The 18,936-nt window shown below is 49.6% G+C and carries 13 protein-coding genes; 9 read left to right on the top strand and 4 right to left on the bottom strand.

Going from position 1 to position 18,936, the window contains the following annotated elements; genetic code table 11:
- Positions 1 to 71 precede the first annotated feature (71 nt).
- Positions 72 to 2,177: a hypothetical protein gene (locus MA2_RS01745; protein WP_067055601.1), complete on the bottom strand. Its 2,106-nt coding sequence runs from the start codon at positions 2,175 to 2,177 to the stop codon at positions 72 to 74.
- Positions 2,178 to 2,325: 148 nt separating this feature from the next.
- Positions 2,326 to 3,885, bottom strand: a complete 1,560-nt coding sequence (gene ahpF, locus MA2_RS01740) for an alkyl hydroperoxide reductase subunit F (RefSeq protein WP_067055598.1) — start codon at positions 3,883 to 3,885, stop codon at positions 2,326 to 2,328.
- A 278-nt stretch (positions 3,886 to 4,163) separates the two neighbouring features.
- On the opposite strand from ahpF, the gene MA2_RS01735 reads away from it, so the two are divergent.
- Positions 4,164 to 4,430 carry an HP1242/YdcH family protein gene (locus MA2_RS01735; protein WP_067055595.1) on the top strand — a complete coding sequence of 89 codons (267 nt, stop codon included), beginning with the start codon at positions 4,164 to 4,166 and terminating at the stop codon, positions 4,428 to 4,430.
- Between the two features lie 213 nt (positions 4,431 to 4,643).
- Here the strand turns inward: MA2_RS01735 and ahpC are convergent, their stop codons facing one another.
- Positions 4,644 to 5,210: an alkyl hydroperoxide reductase subunit C gene (gene ahpC, locus MA2_RS01730; protein ID WP_067055592.1), complete on the bottom strand. Its 567-nt coding sequence runs from the start codon at positions 5,208 to 5,210 to the stop codon at positions 4,644 to 4,646.
- A gap of 828 nt (positions 5,211 to 6,038) precedes the next feature.
- Here ahpC and MA2_RS01725 point away from each other — a divergent pair.
- From MA2_RS01725 to MA2_RS01690, 8 genes are all read left to right on the top strand, one after another.
- Positions 6,039 to 6,962 carry a hydrogen peroxide-inducible genes activator gene (locus MA2_RS01725; protein WP_067055589.1) on the top strand — a complete coding sequence of 308 codons (924 nt, stop codon included), beginning with the start codon at positions 6,039 to 6,041 and terminating at the stop codon, positions 6,960 to 6,962.
- A 205-nt stretch (positions 6,963 to 7,167) separates the two neighbouring features.
- Entirely contained in the window at positions 7,168 to 8,499 is a 1,332-nt protein-coding gene (locus tag MA2_RS01720) for an exonuclease SbcCD subunit D C-terminal domain-containing protein (protein WP_079352013.1), read from the top strand.
- Positions 8,465 to 12,292 (top strand): AAA family ATPase, encoded by a 3,828-nt coding sequence (locus MA2_RS01715; RefSeq protein ID WP_067055583.1) that lies wholly within the window; start codon positions 8,465 to 8,467, stop codon positions 12,290 to 12,292. The genes MA2_RS01720 and MA2_RS01715 overlap by 35 nt, the downstream gene beginning before the upstream one ends.
- Positions 12,293 to 12,770: 478 nt before the next feature.
- Positions 12,771 to 13,448 carry a 2-polyprenyl-3-methyl-6-methoxy-1,4-benzoquinone monooxygenase gene (gene coq7 / locus MA2_RS01710; RefSeq protein ID WP_067056093.1) on the top strand — a complete coding sequence of 226 codons (678 nt, stop codon included), beginning with the start codon at positions 12,771 to 12,773 and terminating at the stop codon, positions 13,446 to 13,448.
- Positions 13,449 to 13,800: 352 nt separating this feature from the next.
- Positions 13,801 to 14,943 carry a spermidine/putrescine ABC transporter ATP-binding protein PotA gene (gene potA, locus MA2_RS01705; RefSeq protein ID WP_067056090.1) on the top strand — a complete coding sequence of 381 codons (1,143 nt, stop codon included), beginning with the start codon at positions 13,801 to 13,803 and terminating at the stop codon, positions 14,941 to 14,943.
- A complete protein-coding gene (gene potB / locus MA2_RS01700) occupies positions 14,936 to 15,844 on the top strand; it encodes a spermidine/putrescine ABC transporter permease PotB (protein ID WP_067055579.1) in 909 nt (302 codons plus the stop codon). The genes potA and potB overlap by 8 nt, the downstream gene beginning before the upstream one ends.
- Before the next feature lie 15 nt (positions 15,845 to 15,859).
- Positions 15,860 to 16,636, top strand: coding sequence for a spermidine/putrescine ABC transporter permease PotC (gene potC, locus MA2_RS01695; protein ID WP_067055576.1), 777 nt, complete (start codon positions 15,860 to 15,862; stop codon positions 16,634 to 16,636).
- Positions 16,637 to 16,658: 22 nt separating this feature from the next.
- Entirely contained in the window at positions 16,659 to 17,816 is a 1,158-nt protein-coding gene (locus MA2_RS01690; protein WP_067055573.1) for an ABC transporter substrate-binding protein, read from the top strand.
- Here MA2_RS01690 and MA2_RS01685 read toward each other — a convergent pair.
- Entirely contained in the window at positions 17,799 to 18,911 is a 1,113-nt protein-coding gene (locus MA2_RS01685; RefSeq protein ID WP_158080592.1) for an FUSC family protein, read from the bottom strand. The two genes, MA2_RS01690 and MA2_RS01685, sit on opposite strands and share 18 nt — an antisense overlap.
- Positions 18,912 to 18,936 lie beyond the last annotated feature (25 nt).

Raw genomic sequence — 18,936 nt, 5'->3', positions numbered from 1 at the left:
GCCGTTTGGTTGCATGTGGGCAATAAAAAGCTGGCATTGTGTCAGCTTTTTTTATGGCAAAATTTTTTTAATCAATGGCGCAACCACAGTTTTACCACCAGCCACAAAACCGCCACAAGCGCAAGCATCGCTGCGACAAACAACCAAAGTTTGCGCATCTTGTCGTCAGCGTCAGTGGTAAGTTCGCGTTGTAGGCGCGCGCGGTCTGCGGCAAGCTGTTGCTGTAAGTCTTGTGACAACACAGCAGTAGGCGGTTTGGGCGGTGTTGGTGCGTTTGCCACTGACGTGAGCGGCGGCATAGTAGTTTGGCTCGTGCTAGCGATAGGCTGTGCAGGCGTTGGTTTGGCTAGTGCTGCGATTATTTGTCCAGTCAAAAGTGGCAACGTGATGTGACTGGCAAGCGCCTCGGGTTTTGCTTCGCGTCTGCCTTGTGGCGGACGTTTTGCCATATCAGCGATAAAACGGCTTTGCCATAGTGTGCGTACGGTGATGTCGGTATGGTTACGTAGCGTTTGGTATACCATTTGTAGCCAGCGCTGCGCCATCGGGTCAGGCGTTAGCCAATCGGTTTGGTTACTAACCAGTGGATAAACGTACAATTCACCTGCTTGCCAGCGATACGGTAGCAGCAACTGATAAGCCAGTGGCGGATGATCATACGCGCGCGCCTCAAGCACCAACGCCCGGCTACGCCCTGTCGGCAAATTGGCAAAGCCTGCATAGCTGCCTGCCTGTGCGGCAAGTAGTTTGGGGTTTTCTGCCAATCGGCGATACAGCGTGTTGATGGTGGCATCAAGCTGGGCTGCGTATTGGTCGGCATTGCTATTGGTGGTGGGCAGTGCCAATGTGATGGCTTGCGCTGTGGACGCGGAGTGAGTGTTTGCCACCTCCACCAATGTCGGCGCAAGCGGCTGTTGGTTTTGCCATGCTTGGCAAGCCTGCGCGATGCACTGTGCGGTTGCATGGGCAGCAACTTGCCAATGGGCGGGTAAATTCTGCCCCATTTGCGCGGAGCTTGGCGTGAGTATCGCAAGCGGTACGCTCGTTTCTTTTGCCATATTGTTGGCAAAATCCTGCGCGGTCTGTGTGCCTACCACGGCAAATAGTTGCCCGATCACCACCGATAGCGGCGTGTGCAAATCTTCTGGCGTGAGCATGACAAAGCTGTGTGCCAAAGTTTGGCGAAAATCTGCATCCGCCAACAACGCGCTGACCTCGGCATAGTCTGCCCATTTATACACCTGCCCTGCTAACCGTGCTGACGTCGCGCCGATATAAAAGCCCAACGCATAGACCAACACCTGAAACTCAGGCAACGCTTGCCACAAGCCAACATCTTGCGGCTCAACCTTAGCACGCAATGCCGCCCATGCCGCATCAAGCCGTGCCAAGCTTGCCGCGCTGCCATCAAACGTTAGCGTTTGTAGCGTCTCAGCAAACGTAGGCAACGCTTGCCAGCATTTGCCCGTGGTTAGCTGATGCATATATTGCTCGGCAATAGCATTTGCATCTTGGTTTAAGTCAATGCGCTGCGCGGTCATCACGGCTTGGCGCGTGGTGTGGTAAAACGCTTCGATCGGATTTTGCACCAAATGATCGTCTAAACGGTTGTTAATATTGCTATCTAAACCGCCCTTGCCTGCCAACAGCTGCGCCAATACCGCCAGCGGCTGACACAACGCGCCACCGACACACGCCACCACAGAATATTCAAACTGTGCAGGCAACGCCCACGTCTCGGGCAACTGCGACAAATACGGCGGCTGTGCTAAGGTCGCCCGACGATACCACGCGATCGGCACCTCACAGTCATCAGCAACGCGTTGCCCCAAATACGCCGCCAGCGCCAACAACAACGCTGCACCGCCTGTGCGTTCAGCGATTTGCTCAACCCCCTGCCCGCGCGCGCGTAACTGCTGACACAATGCCACGATTGCCTTGTCAGCAAGTTGCGGTTGATCAAACGGGATTTTTTGCAGCGCCTGCCAACCAAGTATAGCAAACGGCGGCGTTTGCTTGCTGTCAAGATAATACAGTAAGGTACGCATTTGCTGATCGGCGATATGGTCGGGCGCAAAACCAACAGAAAAATTATCGGACATAATAACCAATGAATCAAAATTTTTGCCAGTGTAGCCGATTTTGGCAAGCTGCGGTAGGTAGCCGTGATTGATCACCTGATTGAACCTTGTTGACAACCTTTGTTATCAATTTGTTTGCCAAAATTTTAGCAAAACCACTGAAAAAAACTTAACAAAAGAGTTAACAAAAAAGCCAGCACATGGCTGACTTTTTGATGACTAAATTTGCTTGCTAAATTTTGATTTATTGCAACATCAAGTACTCAAACGCGGCTAAACCTGCTTTCGCACCCTCACCCATGGCGATATTGATTTGCTTAAATGGTACAGTAGACACGTCACCACAAGCAAAGATACCTTTGCGATTGGTGCGGCACGCCTCGTCAATCTCGATTTCACCGCGTGCGTTGATATCAAGCAAATCTTTAAATAGCTCTGAATTGGGCACCAAACCAATTTGCACAAACACCGCCGACAATGGCAAGGTTTTTTGTTCACCCGTTGCGCGTTCATTGTACACCAACGCGGTGACCTTACCGTCCTGTGCTTGAATTTCTTGGCTGGCAACACCTGTCAAGATGTCGATATTATCACGCTCTTGTGCTTTATTAACCAGCACTTGATCGGCGCGTAGGCTATCGGCAAACTCAAGTACAGTCACGTGTTTGACAATCCCTGCCAAGTCAATCGCTGCTTCAATGCCTGAGTTACCGCCACCGACCACGGCAACATCTTTGCCTTTAAAAAACGGACCGTCACAGTGCGGACAATACGCCACACCGTTGCCAATGTTTTCTTCTTCACCCTTGATGCCCAATTTGCGCCATTTTGCACCTGTCGCCACAATCACGCTACGGGTGGCAAACGTTTCGCCCGTATTGAGCGTGATTTGGTAAGTATCGTCAGCATTTGCCGTGACCGACTTGACGCTTACCGCCTGTTTGGTTGTAATCGGATATTCATCGATATGTTTGGCAAAGTTTGCCGCCAATTCATTGCCCGTCGTCAGAGGAATTGAAATCAAGTTTTCGATATCTTGCGTATCCTTGACTTGTCCGCCGATACGATCGGCAATCAGCGTCACCGACAGCCCTTTGCGCGCGGTATAAATTGCCGCCGCCGTACCCGCAGGACCTGCGCCGATCACGGTCACATCTTGTAAGGCAAGCTGACTTGCACTGGCTGCCGCACCATCAGTCAAATCAGGGAATTTGTCCTGCAATTTGTCAATCAATTTGGCAGTGTCGATTTTGCCATTAGCAAACGGTTCACCGTTTAAAAACACCGCAGGCACGCCTTGGATATTGTATTTGGCGATTAAATCCTGAAACACGCCTCCGTCAATCATTTCATGAGAAATATTGTCATTGAGCAAAGCAAATTGGTTGAGCGATTGCACCACCTCAGGGCAGTTATGGCACGACAATGACACAAAGGTCTGAAATTGCAGCGGTTTTTGAATACCGCGAATCAAATTTTGTACACTGGCATCAAGCTTGAGCTCACTACCGCCTGCTTGCAAAATCGCCAAAATCAACGACGTGAACTCATGCCCACCAGGGATACCGCTAAATACAATGCCCGTATCATGCCCTTGCGCGCGGATTTTAAAGCTAACAGCTGACAACGCGCTGTCGTGCTCATCGCTTAGGCTGATTTTGTCTGTGGTGTCGGCGATTTGACGCAAAAAATCCAACAGTTCAGCACGTTTGGCGTGCTCGCCTGTACCCACAACAAATTCAACCCCATGGGTCATGCGCTCACTGTATGATTTGATGGCATCTAATAAACTTTGGTCTAACATAGATTTACCTCAATGTTTGGTCATTCATCTAATAATTGGATAAACGTATTATTGGGCTTTTAATTAGTATTAGCAACCGTATCCTATCAATCATAATGTTTTATAAAATCAAACGATAAATATATTATGTTTTATTATTTTAACCATTAAACTTTACAATAAACTAGCAAAACTTTAAACCGCATGGGCTACAATGAATTTAGATAAAGTGTCAGAATAATCGGCTTTATCGTTTGAAATCGCAATATTTATTTTAATCTAACCACAGGAAGGACACCATGTTTCCAGAATATCGTGACTTAATCAGCCAACTAAAAACCAGCGATCAACACTTTGCCAAATTATTTGACAAGCATAATGAACTTGACCACCAAATTGCCAACCTTGAGAACGACCCTGTCTCTGCCGCTAGCCGTGATGCGGATATCGAAGCCTTGAAAAAAGAAAAGCTGGGTCTAAAAGATCAACTGTATGCGATCTTGTCTAAACATCAGCCAAGCAATGCTGCCAATAGCAATACCAATAGCAAGCAATGCTGCCAATAGCAATACCAATAGCTAGCTACAAACGGCTAACGCTAAGTCAACAACGCCTTGCTAAATGTGCAGGGCGTTTTTTTACGCGAATATTTTAGTGCCAATTTTTTGCCACAAAAAAACCTGCCGCAAGACGACAGGTTTTTTATTTTATCCTAACATAAAACCCAAGCCGTTACCAGCCGATTTTATGCCAAAATCTTGACAAAATGACCCGTAAAATTAGATTTTACCGACTAGGTCTAGGCTAGGTTTCAAAGTTTCTTGACCTTGCTCCCAAGCGGCTGGGCATACTTCGCCGTCATTTTCGCGCACGTATTGCGCTGCTTTGACTTTGCGTAGCATATCAGCAGCTGAACGACCAATACCTAGGTCATGGATTTCTGCCACTTTGATTTTACCATCTGGGTCTACCAAGAACGTACCGCGTAGGGCAGCATGGTCTTCTTCAATCATGATGTTAAAGCCGCGAGTCAATGCGCCTGTACCATCGCCTAGCATTGGGTATTGTACTTTACCAATTGCAGGTGACGCATCATGCCATGCTTTGTGGACAAAATGGCTGTCAGTTGAGACGGCATACACCTCTACGCCAAGTTTTTTGAACGCTTCATAGTGGTTTGCCATGTCTTCAAGCTCAGTTGGGCAAACAAAAGTGAAATCATGTGGGTAAAACAAGAAAATTGCCCAGTTACCTTTCACATCATCTGATGAGATGGTTTTAAATTCACCATTTACAAAAGCTTCGGTTTTAAAATCAGGAATCGTTTGATTAATAATTGCTGCCATGGTTTTATCCTCTTTGGGGTTTGTCCGCCATTATCATCTATCACCGATAATGGTTGTCGTTTGACTGGTTTAGTATGCCGCAGGGCAAACGATCAGTCTAGTTTAAAGTTTTTATAAAATCGATTGATTTTATCAATCAAAAAGTACCAACTGAAAGCACCAAGATGTAGCTGCTAAAACTATAACTGCTAACCATCAGCTTAGTGCCATTGGTTTAGGCGTTAGTATAGCGTGGCGGTGTGTCAAAACCATGACATAATTGTAGGCTAACTGTTGTAAATGCATTGTGATGCAACGATAAGACCTACCAAACGATCGGTTATTCGACGGTATTTTTTCTATAAATACTATTTAACTAGAATACTGCTTAAGTTTTTTGCCATCAGCCAGCAAAAACACGCCCAAGTTACGCTTTTGCTAAGTATTGGTTGTCTAAGACCAAACTTTTTTAACGCAATATTTATCCAAATTAAGTAGTGAGGTTAGGTATAATATTATAAACTTGGGTGAATTGGCCATTTATTTTAAACAAAAATTTGCTAAACCAATAATTTCATCATAAAAAACAACAGTATTGGCAAGGTTTTTGCAGTTTTTTTGTGTGAGCGTTTGATGAAAGCGTTTGCACTTAGACTGGATGTAGGTGACAAGCAAGCATTTGCTTGCATTGGGCGTGAGGCATTTTTTTATTAAATGGGTGTGGCAAAGGTATTTGGGGGTTAAATCTGATTTTTTCCCAAATAATTTTATGATAATTTTGTTGATAGGAAGCGCGCGCCGTGATCGTGATGATGACGGACGGGCGCACACAAGGAATGATACGGCACGATGATTACCTTACGACAACTGGAGTTTGCGCTGGCGGTAGCAAAGTATAAGCACTTCAAACGCGCGGCGGAGGCATGCAATATTTCGCAATCGGCATTGAGTCTTGGCATTGCTGAGCTTGAAAAGCAGCTTGATACGCAGATTTTTGAGCGCAACAATAAGCAGGTACTGATCACGCCGATTGGTGAGGAGATTTTGACACGCGCCCAGCGAGTGTTCTCTGAAGTCAATGATTTGGTGACGCGCGCGCAAAGCCACCAAAGTCCGCTCGCCTATCCAATGACGATTGGTATGATCCCAACCATTGCGCCGTTTTTATTGCCTAAGGTGCTGCCCGATTTGCGCGCGCAGTTCCCCGATTTTAAGCTGACTGTGATGGAGGAGCAGACTGAACGTCTGCTAGATAAGGTGCGCTATGGCGTGATTGATACGGCAATCATCGCGTTGCCGTATGCCACAGATGGGCTATTGATGTTTGAGTTTTGGGCGGAGGATTTTTTGGCGGTGGTCGCGCCCAATGATAGCCGCGCGGCATTGCCTGTGCTTGATAGTGAGCATCTGCTAGATAGTCCACTGCTGCTGTTGGGTGAAGGGCATTGCTTGACTGATCACGCGTTGGCGGTGTGTCATGTTGATAAGCGCCGTATGCGTGAAGCGTTTAGCGATGCCAGTTTGACCACGCTGATTCAGATGGCATTAAGCGGTATGGGCACGACGCTGGTGCCTGAGCTTGCGCGTCAACAGATTCATCAACAAAACCCCAATGTGGCGTTGATTCCGTTGGCAGAGCCCGGCCCGCATCGGCGGTTGGCGTTTGTTACGCGGCTTAATTACGCGCGTGTGGATGATATCAGTTTGTTGGGTAATTTATTTGCCGATACGCTCAAAAAAGATTACGCGCAACAACAAGCTCAACACGCATAACAGTCCGCCTAATGTGTTTGGCAGTCCATCATCGAAAAAACCGCTTTTATGGGCGGTTTTTGTTTGGTTAGAATTTGTCTGATTTGTGGTGGTTGGGCATTGCGCTTTGTCAAACGACACGCTAGGATAAAGCCGCTAACCCTCTATTTTTACTGTATTTTATTTGTTGCGTTTTATTTAAATCATGTTTAAGGATACTGCCGCTATGTTAAGCTTATTACATACTTCTGATTGGCATTTGGGTCGGCGGCTGCATGGCATGGCGCGGTATGCCGAGTTTGAGCAGTTTTTGGCGTGGCAGTTGGCGGTACTACGCGCGCAGGCCATCGATGTGCTGCTGATTGCAGGCGATATTTTTGACACGATGACTCCAAGTGCGCGTGCACAGGCGTTGTATTACAATTTTTTGGCGCAAGCGGTACAGATTTGTCGCCACGTGGTGATTGTTGGCGGTAACCATGATTCGGCAAGTTTTTTGGACGCGCCCAAGACGTTGCTCAAGGCGTTTAACACGCATGTGATCGGCAGTATCAGTGACGCGCGCGTCGATGATTTGCTTGTGCTAAACGACAGTGATGGCGTGCCTGAGCTGATTGTGCTTGCCGTGCCGTATTTGCGTGATCGTGATATTCGCCAAGTCAGCGCAGGCGAGAGCCTTGCCGATAAAGCGCAAAAACTGGTGCAAGGCATTGCCCAGCATTACCATGAGATGACCGAACTTGCCAAAGCTGAGCAGGCGCGGATTTTGGCAGAGCATAAGCGGCACGTGCCGTTGGTAGGCACGGGACATTTGTTTGCCGCAGGCGGTTCGGCAGGTGATGGTGTGCGTGATTTGTATGTGGGTTCGTTGGCGTTTGTTGGCGCAGATATTTTTGACCGTGCGTTGGATTATGTCGCGTTGGGGCATTTGCATTTGCCGCAAACGGTGGCAGGGCAAGCGCGAATTCGCTACAGCGGCTCACCGATTGCAATGGGCTTTGGTGAGCTCAAACATGCCAAATCCGTGCAGATTGTGCGCTTTGCGCAGGCGGCCAAGTTGGATGATTGGCAAGCAAACCATCCGCTTGACACCAACGCGGATTGGCAACCGTTTGCGCGCGAACGCATTAGCCCAACGGTGCTGCTTGAGTCGTTGCACGTGCCTGTGTTTCAGCGTTTGGCGCGTGTGAGCGGCGATTGGCAAACCATCAGCAAGGCAATAAAAGACTTAAAAAAATCGGGTGACGCGGTGTGGCTTGAGGTGACGTATCGGGGCGATGAAGCCCTACCCGATTTTGTCGGGCAGGTGGATGCGTTGGTTGCCGACAGCAAGCTTGTGGTACTAAAAAAAATCAATAATACCGAAACCACCGCCATGTTGCAGGCGCAATCGCCTAATGAGTCTTTAGAGGATTTGGACGTGCATGAGGTGTTTGAGCGACGGCTGGCGGTCAGTAAAACCACTGATGCGCAACAAGATATGCTGCGCACGCTGTATGCTGAGGTGCTGACGCGGATGCAAGATGACGACAGCAAAGCTGCCAAGCCAACTACTTAAACCAACCAAATCAATACTAAACCAACAACAGTTAGCCAAAAATTTAGCCCAATCTATTATGAAAATCTTAGCCTTACGCTTTAAAAACCTAAACTCTTTGCGCGGTGAGTGGCAGATCGACTTTCGCCATCCAAGCTATGCCAATGACGGGATTTTTGCCATCACAGGCAAGACAGGTGCGGGCAAAAGCACGATTTTGGACGCGATCTGTTTGGCATTGTATGGCAAAACACCACGACTGAACGACATATCCAAAGGCCACAACGAGCTGATGTCACGCCAAACGGGCGAATGTTTTAGCGAGGTGATTTTTGCCACCAAAGATGGCGAATTTATTTGCCATTGGGCGCAGCGGCGTGCTCGTGGCAAGGTAGATGGCGCGCTGCAAACGCCCCAACATGAGCTTGCCGAACACGGCACAGATGGCAAAGGCAAGCTGATAGAGCATCGCATAACTAAGGTCAAAGATGCCGTCATTGCGCTAACAGGGTTGGATTTTGAACGCTTTACGCGCTCGATGTTGTTGGCGCAAGGCAGTTTTGCCAAGTTTTTGCAGGCCAGTGCCGATGAACGCTCATCGCTGCTTGAGGGTATCACAGGCACGATGATTTATGCCGATATTTCTATAAAGGTGCACGAACTTAAGCGCGAGCGCGAACAGGCATTAAAACAGCTAACAGACTATTTACAAAGTTTACAGCTGCTAGACGCGGACGAATTAGCAGCACTAAGCGCACAAGAGACCACCTTAAACACCGAGCTTACCGCCATTCAAGACACCATCAAGCAGCTACAAGCCGCCGAGCAGCGTCAAAAAAATCTAAACGCCTTACGCAATGATTTACACGTGTATCAAACTCAACTATCTGATATTCAGATTCAAATCAGCGACTTTGCGCCCAGCCAATACAAACTACAACGCGCTAAGCGAGCATTAGAACTCGCGGGCGATTACCGCGCGTTACAGCTTACCCGAGAACGTTACCAAACCGCACAAGCTAAGCACAACACCCTACTTGACCAACGCCCTGCCCACCAAGCAGCATGGCAAGCAGCACAAGAACAAACCACCACGCATCAAACCGACTATCAACAACGCGATCAAGCATGGCGAGACGCGCAGCCACTGCTCAATCAAATACGCGAGCAAGACGCGACCTTGCGCCAATTAATCAGCCAGCAACAAGATCGCCAACGCGCACAAAACGAGCAAAACAGCCATTTACAACAGCTAAACCACACCCTACACCAACAACAAGCCAACTACACGCACGCATGCCAAACTGAACAAACCCTAGCCGAGCGTTTAGCCCAGCCCATTTGGCAAAATTTGTCGCAAACCATCACCCGTGTAGAAGGTCTCGCCGCCAATTTGGCAGATATCGAAACGCGCTATAGCAACGCACAAACCGACCAACACCGTCTAGCCGAAGCCGAGTGCGACAATATCAACCAACAACGCCAATTAAACGCCAAGCTGACCGAATTAAACGACAAACTCGCCACCCAACAGACGCATGTAAACTATATACAGCAGCTCATGGCAACGCTACTGGCAGATAGCAGCCGCAGCGATTGGCAGCAACGCCATACCCAACTGACGCGCCTTGAACAAGCTTTGCAACGCCTTGATGAGGTGCAAACCCAAGCCCGAACCAACCAAGACACGCAGCAGCAACTTCACAGCAGATACGCTGCCTTGCAACAAACATTGGCCCAGCTTGCTACCGATATTGACACGCAAACCCGTGAGCAACAGCACGCCAATGCGCGCGTTACACTACTCAATGACAACTTAAAACTGCTGTATAAAATCGCTGATTTGCAAAGTGAACGCGCCCATTTGATAGACGGCGAGCCTTGTCCTTTGTGCGGTGCGACCACCCACCCGTACGCCAGCCATCAGCCTGCCGCGCCAAACGCTGCCGAGCAGCAGCTTAGCTACGCACAAGCCGAGCTTGTCAGCATCACCCAAACGCTTGAACAGCTGCGCCTACAGCAAGCGCGCGAACAGCAAAATCAGCAGCAAATCACCGATCAATTAGCCAACTACGCGCACGAACAACAGCACATTGCCGCCAAACTTGCCGATTTACACGCCAGCATTGGCACGTTAAATACCGATAACCATTATCAACATCTGACCGACAGCACACGCACCAACGCCGCCTTACAAGACGTACAGCGCATGCTTGCTGCAACACAAACCCGTTTAGATAATATCGAACGCGCCGAGCAGCAGCTTGAACAGGCGTCCACCGCCCACCAAACCCTACAACAAGCCGTGCAAGCCTGCCAAAATCAGCATCATCTATTGGCGCACCGACAGCAATCGTTAGCAGAACAACTTGCCGATCACCATGACCGTCTAAACGATCTGACCAAACAGCTTAACCGCGTACAACGTGAAATCAGCACCCAGCTTGCGCCGTATCAAACCCTAACCGTGCCGCCGTTTGACCTTACGCAGCCCATCAGCAGCCGATCACTAACCAAGATACGCCACAGCCTAGATACGCTACAAAACCAAATTCATGCCGACCAGCAGCAGCTGAGCACCAACCAACAGCGCAAAGCCGAGCTTGAGCAAACCTTGACACGTTTGACCGCCGAGCAAACCAGCCTACAGACCCATTTGGCACAAACCGAACAAGACCTGCAAAACTTACAGCGTCATATTGCACAACAACACGCCCAGCGACACGCACTATTTGGTGACAAAAACCCCGATACCTACGCTGAGACATTAAGCAAGCAACGCCAAACTGCGCTGGATAATTGGCAAACTGCCCAACAAACACAAACTGATGCCGCGCACGCGCTCCAAACCCTCAATGCCGATATTGCCCGACTTGCCAGCCAGTTGATTGATGACCAACACGACATGCAACAGCAGACCACTGCCCTGCATACGCGTTGGGCACAAGTTGGCTTTGTCGATGAAGCCGACTATCAAGCCGCCACATTAAGCGAAGCCGAGCGCACGATGCTGCAACAAACTGCCGATGCGCTTGCCCAAACGCTTGTACAAACCCAAAGCAAGCAGCGCGAAACGCAAGAGCGTTTAACCGTGCTTGAGCAATCATCGGTCGCACCCGAACTTGCTGCGCTGTCTGCTCAAGCACTGGGCGAACGTCTTGCCCAAACCACTGCCGAGCAACAAACTTTGAGCGAGCAACGCGGCAGCGTGCGCCAACAGCTGATCCAACAACACCAGCTACAAGACCAACAGCGCGACCTGCTAGACAAAATCGCCAGTGCCGAGAACGAATACCGCAACTGGCAACTGCTGCATGACTTAATTGGCTCAAACAATGGCAAAAAATTCCGCAACTTTGCCCAAAACCTGACCTTAAATATCGTTGTACACAACGCCAACCGCCAGCTTGCCAAAATGTCTGACCGCTATTTATTGATTACTGCCCCCGATGAATCCTTGATGCTCAACGTGGTCGATAAATACCAAGGCGGTGAACAGCGCACAAGCAAAAACCTATCGGGCGGTGAAAGCTTTATCATCAGCCTAGCCTTGGCGCTGGGGCTATCGCATTTGGTCGGCGAGCACATCCGCGTGGACTCGTTGTTCTTAGATGAAGGCTTTGGCACGTTGGATGAGGACGCGCTTGACATCGCGCTTGATACCCTGACCAGTCTGCACGAGGCAGGCAAGTTTATTGGTGTGATCTCACACGTGACCGCGCTTAAAGACCGCATCGCCAACCAAATTCAAGTTATCCCCACAAGTGGCGGTATCAGTCAAATCAAGGGCAATGGCGTGCAACGGCTTGGCTAAAACATGGCTTGTCGCCAGCGTGGTGCGTCATTGGGCGGTACAAAATCGCGCATTGTTTGACCGTTGGCGATTTGCTATACTCAAGACCAACGAGGCGTTTTTATCATGTTATTGACTTCCTCCCCTCCCTAAAGTGAGGGGATTCCTTCTGCAAGACGGTGAAGCCCCACCGCAAACCTAAGACAATGGCAACCGCCCGTACGACACACCGTACATCTTAGGTTCTTATTTTAAGCTAATCCTACCGTTAGGATTGTCATAGACATGAATTAGCTTAAGTGTGTGTTTGGAAACGTCTTATCAGTTAAGTTACTGCGTACTCGCAATTTAGTCTTAACTTAACTGTGGAATGTAAGACATTGAATATAGTGAGATGAGTATAGCAAAACTCATCGCATTTAACAATTGCCTTATATCCACCGCCTGAAGTCGCAGGTTTACGGCAACGAATGATAAATTTAATTTAATGTTAAAAAATATGGCTACCCAACCCAATTCTGTGACCGCTTGGGCGCACGATCGCCCACAATCGCTGCTTGAACGCGGTATCGTGAGCTTTGACCGCGCCCTGCGGGCCATCGTACCCAACAGTAACCCAAGCACACGCCCACTGCCCGTACAAAACAATCATCTGCCCAAACTTTCGGTACAAGAGGCGCGTCACGTAGCAGGCTTGATGCGCGTTAATCACACAGGCGAGGTATGTGCCCAAGGCTTATATCACGGGCAAGCCTTGACCGCCAAAAACGACGCCGTCAAACAAGCCATGCAACAATCGGCGCAAGAAGAAGTCGATCATTTGGTATGGTGTGAGACGCGCCTACAAGAATTGGGCAGCCATCCCAGCGTGTTCACGCCCGTGTGGTATGGGCTGTCGTTTGGTATTGGCGCATTGGCAGGCGTGATTTCTAATGAATTTAGTCTAGGCTTTGTTGCCGAAACCGAAACACAGGTCAGTGAGCATTTAAACGAGCATATCGGTAGCTTGCCACCGCAAGATGACCGCAGCGCGCAGATTTTGGCACAAATGGACGTTGAAGAATTGCATCACCGCGACAAAGCCGTGGCAGCAGGTGCGTCCAATTTGGCACCGCCTGTACGAGCAGGTATGCGCTTTTTGGCAAATTGCATGAAAAAAACTGCGTATTACGTGTAAATTTTTTGGCAATGGTGTGTTCCTAATCACGCATTTTTTGACAAAACGGCTATGTTGACCGCTGACGCATGCCAGCGGTTTTTGTTTAATACTCTGATTTGCTTGCCTGTGTGATCGGTTACAGCAATTTTTCAGTAAAAAATCAAAATTTGTCATTACATAGCGGCAAAAAATCGTTATACTGTGCGCATTTTTTAGCCTGTTTAAACCCATGATCGTTTAAACCACGGATGACCTGCGCGTCATAATTTAGGGGTGATATCCCAAAAAATTTTCGCTTGTCGTGCGCTTGTGCTGTTTTTTGATACCATTTGCGCTGCGACCCCCGTTAGCCTTTAGTGAGATTGCGCCTATGGCTACCCCAACTGCTCCAACCGCTCCTGCCAGCACGCCGCTGCTGCGTATCCAAAACCTAAGCAAAGCCTATGGCGATAATCCGATTTTACAAGGCATCAACCTTGATATTTATCATGGCGAATTTTTGACCTTGCTTGGCCCGTCAGGCTGCGGTAAAACCACGTTACTGCGTTTGATTGGCGGCTTTGAGATGCCCGATGGCGGACGGCTTGAGCTTGATGGCGTGGATATTGCCATGCTACCTGCCGAAAAACGTCCGATTAATACGGTGTTTCAGCAGTACGCGCTGTTTCCACACATGACGGTGTATGACAATGTGGCGTATGGCTTGAAGCTTAAAAAAGTACCCAAAGCAGAGATTGACCAACGCGTTCGTGAGGCGTTGGCAATGGTGCAGCTTGAGCACACGTTGGCGCGTAAGCCGCAAGATTTGTCAGGCGGACAACAACAGCGTATTGCGATTGCGCGCGCGGTAGTCAATCGCCCTAAGCTGCTGCTACTTGATGAGCCGTTATCGGCGCTTGATGCCAAGCTGCGCGTGCAAATGCAGTCTGAGCTTAAACGTTTGCAGCGTGAGCTGGGTATCACGTTTGTGTTTGTGACCCACGACCAAGAAGAAGCATTGTCGATGTCGGATCGTATCGCGCTGATGAAAGGCGGTGTGTTTCAGCAGATTGATACGCCGATTGGGATTTATGAAAGCCCTGCCAATTTGTTTACGGCAAGTTTTATTGGCGAAACCAATTTGTTCAAAGCACAGGTGCTCGCGGTGACTGACAGTCATATTCGCGTACAAGTTGCCGAACAAGCCCAAAATACGCCAGAGTTTAGCATGGTGCGCGAGCTGCCTAAGCCCAAATTTGCTGTACAAGTTGGGCAAACGGTGAATTTGCTGCTGCGCCCTGAGGATATTCGCGTGTATTATACCTACGAGGGACATGGCGGATTGGTCGGGCATGTGGTGGATAGTTCGTACAAAGGCAGTACACTTGATTCGGTCATTGCGCTAAATAATGGTACCATGGTCAAAGCGTCCGAGTATTTTAACGAAGATGACCCGAATTTTAACTACAAACTTGGGCAAGAGGTGCGCGTAGATTGGGTTGATGGTTGGGAGTGGATTTTGCCTGATGAATAAACCAGCTACTATCCCTGCTCCAGCCGCTAACCGCCGCGCGCCTGAACGCGCCACCTTTCGCCGCGCCACCTTGGCGGTGATTTGGACGTGGTTGGTCGTGTTCGCGCTGCTGCCAAATTTAATTGTCATTGCGGCAAGTTTTTTGAGCCGTGATGAAGATAAGTTTTTGGCATTGCCTGTCACGTTGGCAAGCTATGCGCGTCTGCTTGATCCGCTGTATGTCAAGGTGTTTTTGCATTCACTGTCAATGGCGGCGATCACAACGATTATTTGCTTGTTGCTTGGCTATCCGTTTGCTTGGCTCGTCAGCCGCGCCAAGGCGCGCGTGCAGCCGCTGTTGATGCTGCTGCTTGTGATTCCGTTTTGGACAAATTCACTGGTACGTCTGTATGCGGTCAAGCTGATTTTGGCGGCAAATGGGCTGTTAAGCAGTGCGCTGATTAGCTTAGGCTTGATTCATGAGCCGCTGCAGATTTTATACACCCAAAAGGCGGTGATTGGCGGTTTGGTGTATTTGCTATTGCCGTTTATGATTTTGCCGCTGTATGCGGTGTTTACCGATTTGCGCGCGGATATGGTACTGGCGTCTAAGGATTTGGGCGCGAATCGCTGGCAGACCTTTTGGCATGTGATTTTGCCTTTGACAACGCCTGGCATCATTTCAGGCGTGTTATTGGTGCTATTGCCTGCGATGGGTATGTTTTATGTCGCTGATATTTTGGGCGGCTCGCGTAACTTGTTGGTCGGTAACATCATCAAAGCGCAATTTTTGGATGCGCGTGACTGGCCATTTGGCGCGGCGGCAAGTGTGCTGCTAACGATTGCGATGGCGGTGCTGGTGCTGGCATATCGCGTGAGTAGCCAGCGCATTGGCAAGACTGACTATAACGAACTGGCATAACGGCAAGGAGGAAGCATGGGGGCTACAGCAAAGTGGCTAGCACGGGCGTATCTTACCGCCATTTATGCCATGTTGTTTGCGCCGATTGTGGTGATGGTGGTGTTTTCGTTTAACGCCTCAAAGGTCGGTTATCAATGGGGCGGTATCAGCTTAGACTGGTATCGGGCATTGCTTGACAATGCTGCGATGATGCAAGCGGCGTGGCATTCGGTGCTGTTGGCGGTGGTGGCCGCGACGCTGACCACGGCGATTGGTGGCTTAACGGCGATGTCATTGCAGCGTTATGATTTTCGCGGTAAATCGCTGCTACAGGGCTTGTTGTTTGTGCTGATGATGTCGCCTGAGATTGTGTTGGCGATTTCGCTGTTGGCGTTGTTTTTGATCTTGGGTTGGCAACTGGGTTTTGTCACTTTGTTGATCGCGCATATCACGTTTTGCCTGCCGTTTGTGGTCATCACGGTGTCGGCACGGCTGGCAAGCCTTGACAACCGTTTGCTTGAAGCAGCGCGCGATTTGGGGGCCAGTGAGTGGACGATGATCCGCACGGTGCTTGTTCCGATTGTCTTGCCTGCTATTTTGGCAGGTTGGGTGTTGGCATTTACGTTGTCATTGGATGATGTGGTGGTATCAACGTTTGTCACTGGGCCAGATTTTGAGATTTTGCCCTTGCAGATTTATTCAATGGTGCGCGTCGGGGTCAAGCCTGAAGTCAATGCAATAGGTACAATTTTGTTGGTGATTTCATTGATTGGGCTTGCGGTATCACAGCTATTGTTGTTAAAAAAACGTTAAAACTGGGCGAGGAGATTTTATTATGGTAAAACCGCTGACCAATCCTGCCCGCCGACGTTTTTTGGGCAACGCAGCGCGGCTAGCAGGCGCGGCTAGCTTAGCAAGTGTTGGGGGTTTGGGCGTGGTAAATTTGCTTGGCTGTCAAGCAAAACCGCAATCAACCGATACTGAGGCAAGCACGACCGCCAATACTCGTGGGCGGCGCGTGGTCAATGTCTATAACTGGACAGAATATATCGCCGATGAGGTGCTCAAAGCCTTTACCGCTGAAACGGGCATTGAGGTGATTTATAGCACGTTTGACTCCAACGAAGCGATGTACGCCAAGCTTAAGCTGATGAACGGTAGCGGCGAGTATGATGTGGCGTTCCCTGGTACGGATTTTGTCGATAAAATGCGCAAAGAGGCGATGCTCGAGCCACTTGACCACAGCCTATTGCCAAATTTTAAATATCTATCTGACACCTTTACTGATGTTGGTTTTGACCCCAAAAACCGCTTTAGCATGCCGTATTTGTGGGGTTCATCGGGTATTGCTGTCAATACCCAACGCATTGATAAATCAACGATCAACAAATGGGATGACCTGTGGCGACCTCAATACCGTGGGCGCGTCATGATGATGAATGACTTGCGCGACGTGTTTGCCATGGCACTTTTGACCCTAGGCTATCCAACCAGTACACGTGACCCCGAGCAGATCCGCCAAGCCTATGAAAAGCTCAAAGCCTTGATGCCAAACGTGCGCACGTTTAATTCCGACGCGCCGCGCATGCCGTTTATGGAAGGCGAGACGTATTTGGGCTTGGCATGGAACGGCGAGGTAGTCATGGCACAAGACCAAGGCATGCCTGAGCTGGATTTTATCTATCCTGCCGAAGGTGCGGTGATGTGGATGGATAACATGGTTATCCCCAAAAACGCCAAAAACCGCGCCAACGCCCACGCGTTTATCGACTTTTTGATGCGCCCCAAAAACTCTGCCATCATCAGTCAGGCAATTGGCTATGCCACGCCCAACAAGGCGGCGCGTCAGCTGATGCCGCCTGAGATTGCCAATAACCCAATCATCTACCCACCACCCACCGAACTACAACACGCGCTGTTTCGTGAGGACGTTGGCGACCAAACCATGGCACTGTATCAACGCTATTGGGACAGGTTAAAGGTGGATATGTAAGCGCGACATCAAACGTCGCTCCAAGCTCTGTAGCTTGGGGCGCACGGATGTTGAATACATCACCGCCCCACCTATCACACCAATCACACAACCCAGTGCGGTATCCCAAAACCGTGCCATGATGATAGCCTCATGCGCTGCCATCGAGGTATTAACCAGTGGGTTATTGGGGTTGCCATATTCTGCCAATAAAATCGTCAAAGGCGTGATAAACAACGCCGCCGAGGCATAATTACGCACCACCAATGTTTCAATCGAGAACGCCAACGCAAAAATCGCCAACGCTACACCCCACGCGTCAGGCTGTAACCACAGCAGCAACCACGCCACAAGCATACCCACACCTGTGCCAACAATGCGCTGAAATTGCTTTGACCACATACTTTGTAGCGACGCGCCAACCACCACCACATAACAGCCGACCAGCACCCAATACGGGCGCGGCATCTTAAGCCAAAGCGCGACCGCCAGCGACAGCGTCACCACCACTGCCACCAGCGCACTGTCGGTCAGCATATCGCGCTGATAACCAACCTGAGACTTACCAACATCATGCTGCTTGGTCAACAACCACAACGTGTACGCGCTTGCCGCCATCCCCGAGAACAAACAACCCAGCGCGATGATACCGACATAAAACGGCACTTGTGCCAGTGGCGTTGGCATAAACAGCGCAATCGCCGTTGCCATGATGATAAACAGCCCTGCAGGTGGTGCTAGGCGAAAATACCGCCCAAACAACACCACCCAAAACGCAACAAACATCACCGTTGGCAATATCAAAGCAGGCAACACATGGGCAATCAGCCCCAAGCCAAAACACGCCACAAAGCCAAAACTACACGCCAGCACATGCGCTAAGCGCAAAAACAAACCGCCTTGATAAGGCAAATTCAAAAACACCATCGCGCCCAACGACGCCAGCATACCAACCGCCAAACGCTCGGTATATGCCCCGACAAAGACAGGAAAGCTAATCGCCAACGCTGCCACCAACGGCATGTGCCACGGTCTAGGGTGTGGCCTAAACGTCACCAATTGCTTAAACTCGCCCGTTAGCAGCTGGCTGGCAGTGGGCTTGGTTGTATGTGACATAGAGTGTTCCTTGTCGTGTGCACTG

This window comes from Moraxella atlantae NBRC 14588 (genome assembly GCF_001591265.1).
GTDB classification, from domain to species: Bacteria; Pseudomonadota; Gammaproteobacteria; order Pseudomonadales; family Moraxellaceae; genus Faucicola; species Faucicola atlantae.
Note: the sequence above shows the minus strand (reverse complement) of the source record. Positions and strands in the feature narration are given on the sequence as shown.